Source organism: Marinobacter sp., from assembly GCF_052091845.1.
Classification (GTDB): Bacteria; Pseudomonadota; Gammaproteobacteria; order Pseudomonadales; family Oleiphilaceae; genus Marinobacter.
In genome coordinates, this window is the sequence record NZ_JBQDCO010000054.1 from 1 (window position 1) to 9829 (window position 9829).

General features: G+C 51.2%; 12 protein-coding genes and 1 pseudogene. 5 read left to right on the forward strand and 8 right to left on the reverse strand.

Going from position 1 to position 9829, the window contains the following annotated elements; genetic code table 11:
- Together ACTHYN_RS14240 and ACTHYN_RS14245 are read right to left on the reverse strand one after the other, a co-directional pair.
- A pseudogene (locus tag ACTHYN_RS14240) lies at positions 1 to 289 on the reverse strand (ABC transporter permease); the annotation flags it as partial.
- Positions 286 to 1002, reverse strand: coding sequence for an ABC transporter ATP-binding protein (locus tag ACTHYN_RS14245; protein ID WP_441808224.1), 717 nt, complete (start codon positions 1000 to 1002; stop codon positions 286 to 288). The gene ACTHYN_RS14245 and the pseudogene ACTHYN_RS14240, both read right to left, overlap by 4 nt.
- Before the next feature lie 157 nt (positions 1003 to 1159).
- Between ACTHYN_RS14245 and ACTHYN_RS14250 the strand changes: the two genes are divergently transcribed.
- Positions 1160 to 1606, forward strand: coding sequence for a DUF3299 domain-containing protein (locus ACTHYN_RS14250; protein WP_441808223.1), 447 nt, complete (start codon positions 1160 to 1162; stop codon positions 1604 to 1606).
- A 2-nt stretch (positions 1607 to 1608) separates the two neighbouring features.
- On the opposite strand, the gene ACTHYN_RS14255 is transcribed toward ACTHYN_RS14250, so the two are convergent.
- Together ACTHYN_RS14255 and ACTHYN_RS14260 are read right to left on the reverse strand one after the other, a co-directional pair.
- Complete coding sequence (locus ACTHYN_RS14255; protein WP_441813096.1) at positions 1609 to 2139, reverse strand: ZrgA family zinc uptake protein; 531 nt, start codon at positions 2137 to 2139, stop codon at positions 1609 to 1611.
- Positions 2140 to 2219: 80 nt separating this feature from the next.
- A complete protein-coding gene (locus tag ACTHYN_RS14260; RefSeq protein WP_441808221.1) occupies positions 2220 to 3221 on the reverse strand; it encodes a CobW family GTP-binding protein in 1002 nt (333 codons plus the stop codon).
- A gap of 207 nt (positions 3222 to 3428) precedes the next feature.
- On the opposite strand from ACTHYN_RS14260, the gene ACTHYN_RS14265 reads away from it, so the two are divergent.
- From ACTHYN_RS14265 to ACTHYN_RS14280, 4 genes are all read left to right on the forward strand, one after another.
- The gene (locus tag ACTHYN_RS14265) at positions 3429 to 4721 is read left to right on the forward strand and encodes a hypothetical protein (RefSeq protein ID WP_441808220.1); all 1293 of its coding nucleotides are present in this window, start codon (positions 3429 to 3431) and stop codon (positions 4719 to 4721) included.
- A gap of 70 nt (positions 4722 to 4791) precedes the next feature.
- Positions 4792 to 5910, forward strand: a complete 1119-nt coding sequence (locus ACTHYN_RS14270) for a hypothetical protein (RefSeq protein ID WP_441808219.1) — start codon at positions 4792 to 4794, stop codon at positions 5908 to 5910.
- Positions 5900 to 6835 (forward strand): metal ABC transporter solute-binding protein, Zn/Mn family, encoded by a 936-nt coding sequence (locus ACTHYN_RS14275; protein WP_441808218.1) that lies wholly within the window; start codon positions 5900 to 5902, stop codon positions 6833 to 6835. The genes ACTHYN_RS14270 and ACTHYN_RS14275 overlap by 11 nt, the downstream gene beginning before the upstream one ends.
- On the forward strand, positions 6822 to 7583 hold the full coding sequence (locus ACTHYN_RS14280; protein WP_441808217.1) for an ABC transporter: 762 nt from the start codon (positions 6822 to 6824) through the stop codon (positions 7581 to 7583). Before ACTHYN_RS14275 ends, ACTHYN_RS14280 begins: the two co-directional genes overlap by 14 nt.
- 16 nt (positions 7584 to 7599) lie before the next feature.
- Here ACTHYN_RS14280 and ACTHYN_RS14285 read toward each other — a convergent pair whose 3' ends face one another.
- The 4 genes from ACTHYN_RS14285 to ACTHYN_RS14300 form a co-directional block, all read right to left on the reverse strand.
- Positions 7600 to 7998, reverse strand: a complete 399-nt coding sequence (locus tag ACTHYN_RS14285) for a hypothetical protein (RefSeq protein WP_441813097.1) — start codon at positions 7996 to 7998, stop codon at positions 7600 to 7602.
- 92 nt (positions 7999 to 8090) lie between these two features.
- Complete coding sequence (locus ACTHYN_RS14290) at positions 8091 to 8489, reverse strand: hypothetical protein (RefSeq protein ID WP_441808216.1); 399 nt, start codon at positions 8487 to 8489, stop codon at positions 8091 to 8093.
- Positions 8490 to 8562: 73 nt separating this feature from the next.
- A complete protein-coding gene (locus ACTHYN_RS14295) occupies positions 8563 to 8958 on the reverse strand; it encodes a hypothetical protein (protein WP_417520269.1) in 396 nt (131 codons plus the stop codon).
- A 16-nt stretch (positions 8959 to 8974) separates the two neighbouring features.
- Positions 8975 to 9829 (reverse strand): hypothetical protein (locus ACTHYN_RS14300; RefSeq protein WP_441813098.1); only part of this gene is annotated, 855 nt, incomplete at its 5' end.

Genomic DNA, 9829 nt, shown 5'->3' on the forward strand with positions numbered 1-9829 from the left:
GTTTGTCTTTTTTGAGTTCCTGATACGTAGACCATCGGATGTTGTTGGTGGCATCACCCATATGAAACACCGTGTACAGCAGCAGGTTGAGCTGGCCACTTCGAGCGCCGATAATCAGATCGGTATCACTGATGGTGCTGGTAAACGACTGCTTCACTTCAGTACGCAAGTACTGGACGCCGAGTAACAGCGTGACGCTAAGAGTAAGCGTGAGACACACCAGCGCCAGCACCTTACGCCTGTACCAAAGGCTTGCTGTTGCCAGAGACAATGCGAGACGAATCTTCATGCTGGCACCTGACCGAGTTCAACCTGATGATGAAAATACTGGGCAAGCGATCTGTCATGGCTAACAAACACCACGGATGTGTTGCGCTCACTCGCCAATGCCAATAGCAGGTTGATGAAGCGGTCACGGTTATCGCTATCCAGTGCGGATGTAGGCTCATCAGCCAAAATAATCTCCGGAGCGCCAATGAGCGCCCGTGCAGCGGCAATGCGTTGCTGCTGACCAATGCTCAGCTGGGTAACCTTACGTTGCCAATGGCTCTCTGGAATAGCCAAAGCAGACAATAGCCGTTGTGCCGCCAGTGTTGGGCTTTCCCCAGTTGCGGATTTACGTCGAGATGAAAGTTTACAGGGCAGAGTCACATTGGCTTCGGCGGTGAGGTAAGGCACAAGGTTGAATTGCTGGAAAACCACACCGATATGATCCGCTCGAAAACGATCGCGCTTGCCTGCACCTGACGTGTGGAATTCGGTGCCTAACAATTTGACCACGCCACTGGCTGGTGAAAACATTCCAGCCAAGAGGCTTAAGAGCGTACTTTTTCCGGTCCCGCTTGGGCCATATAAAAAGAGGTGCTCGCCTCGGGGTACGTTGAGGTCAGGGAATCTTAGCGTCGGCTGAAGACGATCCCAGCAAAACGTAAGATTTGAGGTTTCAATTGCTGCAGGCTTATCGATAGATCCATCTGCGCTGGATAATAACTGGCTGTTCATGTTGATCGTTAACGGCTCCGTGTATTATGCCTTTATCTTATCCGCAACCGCTTAAACGGCTGCATGTTTTCCGGGGAAGTTTGCAATGCTCCACTCTTTTCAAGGCCCTACAAAGGCTCTCGTACCAGCTTTTCTAATTTTATTACTGAGCATTTCTATGCAAGCACGCTCAGAACCGCGTGAAATCGACTGGCTAGAGCTCATGCCCGCTGAGGATCTGGCGCTGCTGGAAAACATGCCAGAATTGGAGCATGAGGGTGATGGGCCGCCCCTATTGCCAGACGAAATCATGACCGGTCGGGTTGTTCCGGAAATGAGCAATATTGAAAGCAGAATCCCCGGTTTTGTCGTGCCTCTGAAAACAACCAAAGACATGCGCATATTAGAGTTCTTTCTGGTGCCCTATTATGGCGCTTGCATACACGTTCCGCCTCCGCCGCCCAACCAAATTATCCACATAAAATACAAACAGGGGTTTAAGCTTGAAGCCTTGTACGACCCAGTGTGGGTTGAAGGTACTCTGGTGATTGATCACACCGAAACCGCCGTTGGCACCTCATCTTACTCCATGGTTGCCAAGGCCGTTGAACCCTATACAGAATAGGCTCAGCGCCCGAGTTTGAAGGTCTGCTCCCCATACTCCAAGCGGGTTGCGCCCTGTCCATCTGGGCCGACCCATTCGATGTTGAGATGTTCCACTCCTGAGAAGCGAACGGTAATAGGCGTTATTAGAGACCCTGCTTTTTTTAGACCGGGGCACACCAGAACCTGAGTAGCTTCGATATCAGCGTGATGCTGCTGACCACCATGGGCGTGCCCATCATCGTGACTTTGATGCTGAACTTCCGCAGCCTGCACTGTACAGGTTGATTCGGCGGAGTTGATCAACGGTGTCGTCTTCAGCCAATCGGTAACACTGCCTGACCTCTGTTGTTGTTCCGTCGTACGCGGTTCATGCTCGAACCCAAGGAGGTTATCGGCGGGTGACATGAACAGTAAATCAATTTGATTATCGTTGACCGCAAGCTGGAGATTAGCCTGCCCATGCAGGTGTGAACCGGGATTATCAGCGGCCATTAGGGGCGCACTGATGAGTACTGAGACGATGGACAGTGTCACTCGTTTTCTGGAGAGCATTTCTCTACCTTTCTAGGATTAATGATATGTTATAACATGTTATTCCGATACCTAGTGAAACTCAACGAGGCAGATAGGTGTTACAGCGCGGCTCCGGTCTCTCCCGCTAAAGCAGCGCGAAGCTGATGATCCAGCTGCGCTGGCTCCAGTTTTCGGCTGATAATCTCGAGCCGGGACTCATCGGTCGGCTCCGCGTCTAGCAGCGTTAATGCACCCTCCACGGCATTAAACATCCACCAGCCTCTGGTCGTACGGGCCACCCCTTTGAAGCGCTCAAACTCCGCACTGGAGGCCAAGCTTTGCAACGCGACTGGATCAAACACTAGGTCTTCATGAACCCGCCAGCCCATGCTGTTATAACCTTCGCCCTGATTGAAGTATGACTGCCAGGGCTCATCCGCCAGCGAAGGTTTTTCAGCCGAAGCTTTACTATGATGATAGTGATGACTTTCAGGATAATGTGGAGGCAAGTTGCCTGAACTACCTGCTAGCCAATCTAGCGGAAGTTCACCGCCACTGATCTGCCCAATGCGCTGCTTTGGGGGTTGCCAAGTGTTTGCCCAGATATCAAATTGATCCAACTGATTAGCCGTACAAAGATCTGCTTTGCTCGCCACCAACACATCGGCCACAGCCACTTGGTCATGGAATTGTCGGCTAGCAAGCACACGTTTGTCTTCCAACCTGCGCGGATCAACCAAGCAAACGGATGTGGAAAGACTCACAACATCTTTGTAAAACTCGCCCGTTAGCGTTTCGATCACCTGAGCCGGGTGGCCCAACCCAGTTGGTTCGATAAACAGCCGATCAGGGCGTGCAAAGCTGATCAAACTGTTAAGCCCTATCTGCATAGGCAACCCGGAAATGCAGCACATACAGCCACCAGGCACCTCTTTAACCGCCACGCCCTGATTAGACAAAAAGGCTCCATCAATACCCACCTCACCGAATTCATTAACCAACACCGCCCAGCGTTCGCCTTCGGGCTTCTGTTTTAACAGATTGAGAATTGCCGTGGTTTTTCCAGCACCGAGAAAACCAAGCACTAAGTGAGTGGGGATGCGCGTCGGATTTTCTGCCATCTACTGATCCTTCGTTATCAGATAAACTCTGCTTTACACTAATTATGTTATAACATAACATTTAAGACTATTAAGAAGCACCTCGTTTTTAGACCAAACCCGTTCGCGAGTATCTGCGACTGACAGGGTACCACTCCTCGTCACGAATCAGGATGAGCTCGCTTTAATGTCAATAATGCAACGTTATAACATGTAATCGGAGACTTTATGATTTACCAACCCCGACCGCTCCCCTCTGCTCTTCGCCGCTTGGCGACTATCGCGACGCTGGCCTCTGCAACATTACTAACCGCCTGTGGCGGAAGCAGTTCAGACGAGGCGCACAACGACACAGACATCGATACCGGCGGGCGCCTGGCCCTGTTTGATACCGATGCGTCAGCTCTGAAGTTCTTGAACTTGGACGATGGAGAAGTACTTACGTCCATGACTATGGACGGTGAACCCCCACGCCTCTATTCATCGCCCGATCATCGGTATGCAGTCGCTATCCAGCGTGAAGGAGATCGAGTGTCGTTCTTTGATGGCGGGCTTTATACAGAGGATCACGGCGATCATCTGCACGACTATGCCGAAGCCCCGACCATGCTGCCCTTGACGCTGAATGACCACAAGCCCACTCACTACACTTTGGGCGAGCCTTACGGTGTCGTCTTCTTTGACGGTGGTTCTGCTGCCCGTTCAAAAGTGACTGTTTTTTCTGACGCGTCCTTGGGGAACAGCTCCACTCTCGCCAGTCTCGATCTTGAAAACAACATGCACGGTGTTGCCAAACTGATTGGCGACCACCTATTCGTGACCTACCGTGATAGTGGCATTACAGATACCACACTCCCAGCGGCAGTCGAGCGTTATCATTTTGACGGCTCCAGTTTCGGTTTCGAGACTCGGTACGACGAGGCCTGCCCGAAGCTTCACGGTGCCGCCGCGAACGCGCATAGTCTCGGGTTTGGGTGCGGTGACGGTGTGCTAGTGATCGACCTCCACGAAGCTGGCTATCCAGCTACCAAATTGGCTAACCCTGACAGCCTTGAAACAGGCGCACGCATTGGAACCCTCGTCGGCAATCACGACGTTGAAGAGCTGGTGGGTATTGCAGGAGACCGACTCTTTATCATCGATCCAGAGTCAGAAGCGACTATTTACCAAGAGCTGGACATTGGCCCAGACGTAGCCCGACTCACCCAAGGATTTACGACTCACGGTGAGGTGTTTTATGTACTTGGTAACGACGGCAGCCTACGGCTATTCAACCCCGCCGATAACTGGACATTGTTCAAAACCGTTCAACTGATGGACGCGCCCAGCGAGGAAGATACCTTGGCGGTGACTGTATCGGCGGCTCAAGAACACGTGTTCGTACTGCACAATCAAACCGTGATTGAGGTGGATATGGCTGATGGTGATGTTGTCCGCAGCATCGACCTAGGTTTTAACGCATCTTCCGTTGTCTGGCTGGGCCTGACAAATGGGGAGCACAACGAAGAACACTCGCACTAACCCATTCTGAACCTCACAAGGCAGGCCGGTGATCACTGGCTTGCCTTGTTGCGTTGCCGTTGGAGCACCCATGTTAAATCGCATTGTACCTTTTACCGCCTTATCACTAGCACTGCTCACAAGCGGTGCCAGTGCAAACGAGCTCAACCCAGACGTAAGCCTTACTCTGGATGGACACTACAAGCAGAATGACACCGCGCTATCTCACCGAGCACAAGGATTTGGCTTAGGGCATACAGAGCTCTCACTCTCCTCTCCCATCGACGATCTATTCTCGGGGCGGTTAACCACCGTTTTCGAAGAACATGATGGCGAGAGCGAGGTTCTAATTGAAGAGGCTTACCTGCAAACCAACGGCTTACCTCTTGGGCTGAACGTACGAGCAGGCCGCTTCCTTTCTCAGGTAGGTTATCTCAATGGCCGACATATGCATGAAGATGATTTCATGGAGCGACCAGCCGCTTACCGAGCGCTGCTGGGAAGCCACTATTACGATACCGGCCTGCGCATAAATGCTCTGCTACCCACTCCGTTTTACTGGCAAATAGGCGCCGAGGCATTCAGTGGCGATCAACTTTCGGAAGGGACCGAAGATATCGGTGTCTATACCCTGAATACCCGAGTAGGAGGCGACCTTTCTGCCGCCCAAAGCTGGCAGGCAGGGCTGTCCTATCTGCATAACCGTCAGATCAGCGTGGACGAAGACGACCACGGCCATGACCATGACCATGATCACGAACATGGGCACGATCACAGTCATGGCGCTTCCTACAGCGGTAAAAATCTCTACATTGCTGATGCCGTGTGGAAATGGTCACCAAACGGCAACACCCGCGAACAACAGCTCACACTCAGCGCGGAATACCTCTATGCCGATGATCTGAACAAATTCGCGACTTCCGATGACTATCACGAAGGTTGGTACGTGTCTGGCGTTCACCAATTCGCCCCGCAGTGGTCGGCGGGTATCCGGTATGGCGAAGTGGATCTGCGTGAGGCGCACGGTGATCACTTCCACAGCCAACGCCTTAAAGAAACGGATGTCATGTTGGCCTGGTCGCGTTCACATTTTTCGACACTCAGGCTCCAATACACTCATCAGTCGGCAACCGGATTCAGCAACGCGGATAATACCGTGGCGCTGCAATATGTAGTGTCGCTCGGCGCACACGGGGCTCATGGGTACTGATATGCGCTACTTACCATTGTTCATCACCGCTGTATTGACCGGGCTGATGTCTCTACCCGCCCGAGCAGACTTTCATGTGTTTGCTTGTGAGCCCGAATGGACTGCTCTAGCCCGAACATTCATGCCAGACGCTCACTTCACAACGGCCACAAGCTATCTGCAGGACCCCCATTACATTGAAGCAAGACCCAGCCTGATCGCAGCCATGAGTCGGGCCGATATAGCTGTGTGTACGGGAGCTTCACTGGAAGCGGGCTGGTTGCCGGCACTGCTTCAGAGAGCCGGCAATACAGACATTCAGCCAGGCCAACCCGGGCTGTTCTTTGCTGCAGATCACGCTCAATTGTTTGCTCCCCATGATCACGTAGATCGCAGCATGGGAGATGTACATCCCGAGGGGAATCCCCATGTGCATCTCTCGCCGGACCAACTACCGAACATCGCCAAGGCGCTGGCTGAGCGCCTTGGCGCAATGAGGCCAGACAACTCAGCTGATATCTTTGCGCGTTATATAAAATGGCGCGTTAACTGGAACTTCCACCGTGCAAATTGGCAAGAAAGAGCAAAAGCCTTGCAGGGGCGCTCCCTTGTCATCCAGCACACCGGGTTCGGCTATCTATTAAGATGGCTTGGCATAGACGCAACCATGGATCTGGAACCGAAACCCGGTCTGCCCCCAAGCGCCAGCCACCTGAATCAGCTATTAGCAGATCCGAGGTTAGAAGATGCGGCAGCGATTTTGATTGCCAGTCACCAGAACCAAAAGCCTGCGCAATGGCTGTCGACTCAAACACGAAAACCCATTCTGGTACTACCGGGAACCGTTACTGACGACTCAAAAACGGACACTTTAGCTGAGCTGATTTCTGAAATTATCAACCGCCTTGAAAGTGCCATGCCAGAGGTTGCTAATGGGAGCCTTTGAGTGGATGCTCCTACCGGTGCTCGGCAGCGCACTTCTCTGCCTGCTACTCGTACCACTGGGGTATCAGGTGATTGCTCGAGGAGTCATTTTTGCGGATCTTGCGATTGCTCAGTGGGCGGCGCTGGGAACTCTGGCGGGATTGTATTTCCTGCCAGACCATACACTTGCAGGGGCGTCGATAAGCAGTTTGCTGTTTGCCCTACTCGCAGCCATAGCCGTACAACTGATTTTTAAGTTTCTCGGCGCGGTCAAAGAGGCGTGGATTGGCATTCTCTATGTACTAGGAGCTAGTCTGGCAGTATTGATGGTTGGTGGTGACCCTCACGGCGCTCAAGCCCTGCAGAGGGCGGCCGCGGGAGATCTACTATGGGCGAGCTGGGAGCTCATCATCGCAACAGGGATACTGACAGCGTTTGTATGGCTACTCAGCTGGAAGCTGCCAGCTTGGTTTTCCGGTGCTGCCTTCATGCCTGTTTTCGCAATTTCAGTCACTTACTCGGTGTCGCTCGCCGGTATTTACGTCGTGTTCGCGACCCTAATCATCACACCGTTGATCGTGGGTTCTGTTCAAGATAAACCGCCAATTATCGCGGCGATTTGTGCAATCACCGGCCATTTAGTCGCGATCGCCTATTCCGTGGTTTCCGATGTACCCGTGGGGCCAGCTATTGTCGTCGCAACACTGCTTACAGCTATGCTTTGGATTGCCGGATATTACTTCAGATTAGAGGGCAAACAGACCTCATGATGCCGAACGTCAACTCTCAAAGAACGAAAACCGCCATGATCCCGCCGTAACCAAAGTAGACAACGGCCAAACCGAGCCCGAAAAAAGCCATAAACATCTGCGCCCTGCAGAGTATAACAACGGCTTTCCCAACAGGGATCACAGCTTCCAACCCCTTGAAGCGTTTTCTCTTGGCCATCCTGGGGCAACCAATCAAGTAGATATAGTTCAAGGATCTAAGCAAACTCAGCGGGAAAAATCTGTAATTAGTGAGTTCAGCCTTCTGAAACCAGGGTTCCCTGAACAATAAGTCGTCCAAGCTGGGTGTCAGGTATTTGTGCAAGGCAGCCCAAAGAGGGAAGTACAACAAGCCTAAAATAAGTATGCAGGCGGATAGAGCGATAAAAAACACAAAGTCAGCATGCTCTCCAATCATTGGCGTCAGCAGCTCCAATTACAGGAAAAGTAGCGTATAAAAAACATCGCCAGAACTATAAACTTGTGTGGTACACACAATACAACTCCGAGTCATGTATAAAAAAAGTACAGTCCCCCTCCATATCCAAACATAGCAAAGAAGATTACCGTTCCCAAAAGGGCCGACCAGATGTGAATAATGCATGCGATTCTGATAGCAGGATTTACTTTTACCCTTTTATCGAGTTTTTTGAAGCGCTTACGTTTCGCCATGCTAGGTATTGCGATCAGATAGCTGTAGTTCAGGGTTTTCACAAGACTAAATGGAAAGGCTTGGTAGTTGATGAGCTCCACATCGTTAAAAAATGGCTTTCGAAATAGCTGCGCATCAAGCCGTCGTGGAAGCACCTTGTGAAGAATGCCCCATAGGGGATAATAGACTGCGCTAAAAGCTCCACCTGCCAGCATGATAGAGAGGAAAACGATAAATTTGGGGTCAGCACCTTCCATATTTCGAAACCTACAAAGCCGAAAGCAGAGAACTTGAAAACCTCGGCATCATCTCCGGATTGAGAACTACAGCTTAGAGAGCAAATAGCCCCCAGATACTGATGAGTAAGTAGGGGACGCCCATCAAAAAAAGTAATATGCATAAAGCAGCATGTAGCTTGCACATTATGATAGTCGACAACCCCACCGGAAGCGGTTCGTTGAATCCTTTAAAGCGTTTCTTCTTGGCAAAAGTTGGCAATGCGATCAAATAGACGTAATTCAGTGAGCGGAAAAGGCTCAACGGGAAAACCCGGTAATTCAGTAATTCCGAAGATTTAAAAAAAGGCCTTTGAAACAAAATAGGGTCCAGTTTTGACGGCAGGATGTGATGGAGTGCAGCCCAGAGGGGGATTAGTACAAGCATCACCAGTAAGCCAACACCCATGATGCCGAAGTAAATGTAAAAGAGTAAATCAATAACACTCACAGCAATGCTCTCCGGCTCAAAGTATGGACAACGAGGCGTCGGAAAGTAAGGATTTTCGCCCATGTTTTTGTGCAACAGAGCAGAGAGTTCCGACGCCTACTTTCGAAACAATATCGACCTTCGCACCACTGAGATTATAGAGTGCTACACCCGTTCTACCTCCAGCATATCCCGCTGCAACACCGCCAAAACCGATAACCAGACCGCCAACCCAGCCAACAGGAGTAGTCATAGCAAGTAGAACAAGCGACGCACCGAGCGAGAAAACAAGCCCTCCAAATACTCCACCTGCGGTTTCCACCAAGATATCGTTTTTATCCCGCTGTGTTCGGGCGTTGGCAATTTGGTTGCAGGCCAAACCTAGACTTACCCCAGTCAGTAAGATGCCGCCTGTTTTGGCGTGCGACGCCGCGCCTTGCATCTTCTTGATCGACGCTTTGATGTTTATTGTGGGTGTGACACCCTTGCTTCTGGATATACGAAGCACCTCTGTAGGCCTTTGTGTACCATTCAGTATCAAGTTGGTGGGCCCAAGGTTGGTGGTCAACTGAGCAACCAGCTTTCGCCGCTGATAGTCGTACTGACCTTTAGTTTTCTCACCGGCCTTGTAGTTTTCATGGTTGGTTACCATTTCCCGCATAAGCGGTGCATTGGTAGAAAAAGTGGTGTCTATCATCGACATTTTTGCACTTCCCAGACCAATCAAGGCTGGCAGCAGAGTAGACATTAAATCACGTTCTTCGCGGGTACTTCGGTTCCAGGTACGCTCCAGCTCAGGCACCCAATATTGATTGTCTGTACGTACGGTCAGCAAGTGGTGGTTGGGCCTAGGGGCAGCGCAGTACTGCTGGGGAATTTTCAGGCGGATTAA

What these genes read in the sequence shown, in the direction of transcription:
- ACTHYN_RS14245 (WP_441808224.1), bottom strand. Translation starts at nt 1,002, where the DNA reads ATGAACAGCCAGTTATTATCCAGCGCAGATGGATCTATCGATAAGCCT.
- ACTHYN_RS14250 (WP_441808223.1), top strand. Translation starts at nt 1,160, where the DNA reads ATGCAAGCACGCTCAGAACCGCGTGAAATCGACTGGCTAGAGCTCATG.
- ACTHYN_RS14255 (WP_441813096.1), bottom strand. Translation starts at nt 2,139, where the DNA reads ATGCTCTCCAGAAAACGAGTGACACTGTCCATCGTCTCAGTACTCATC.
- ACTHYN_RS14260 (WP_441808221.1), bottom strand. Translation starts at nt 3,221, where the DNA reads ATGGCAGAAAATCCGACGCGCATCCCCACTCACTTAGTGCTTGGTTTT.
- ACTHYN_RS14265 (WP_441808220.1), top strand. Translation starts at nt 3,429, where the DNA reads ATGATTTACCAACCCCGACCGCTCCCCTCTGCTCTTCGCCGCTTGGCG.
- ACTHYN_RS14270 (WP_441808219.1), top strand. Translation starts at nt 4,792, where the DNA reads ATGTTAAATCGCATTGTACCTTTTACCGCCTTATCACTAGCACTGCTC.
- ACTHYN_RS14275 (WP_441808218.1), top strand. Translation starts at nt 5,900, where the DNA reads ATGGGTACTGATATGCGCTACTTACCATTGTTCATCACCGCTGTATTG.
- ACTHYN_RS14280 (WP_441808217.1), top strand. Translation starts at nt 6,822, where the DNA reads ATGGGAGCCTTTGAGTGGATGCTCCTACCGGTGCTCGGCAGCGCACTT.
- ACTHYN_RS14285 (WP_441813097.1), bottom strand. Translation starts at nt 7,998, where the DNA reads ATGATTGGAGAGCATGCTGACTTTGTGTTTTTTATCGCTCTATCCGCC.
- ACTHYN_RS14290 (WP_441808216.1), bottom strand. Translation starts at nt 8,489, where the DNA reads ATGGAAGGTGCTGACCCCAAATTTATCGTTTTCCTCTCTATCATGCTG.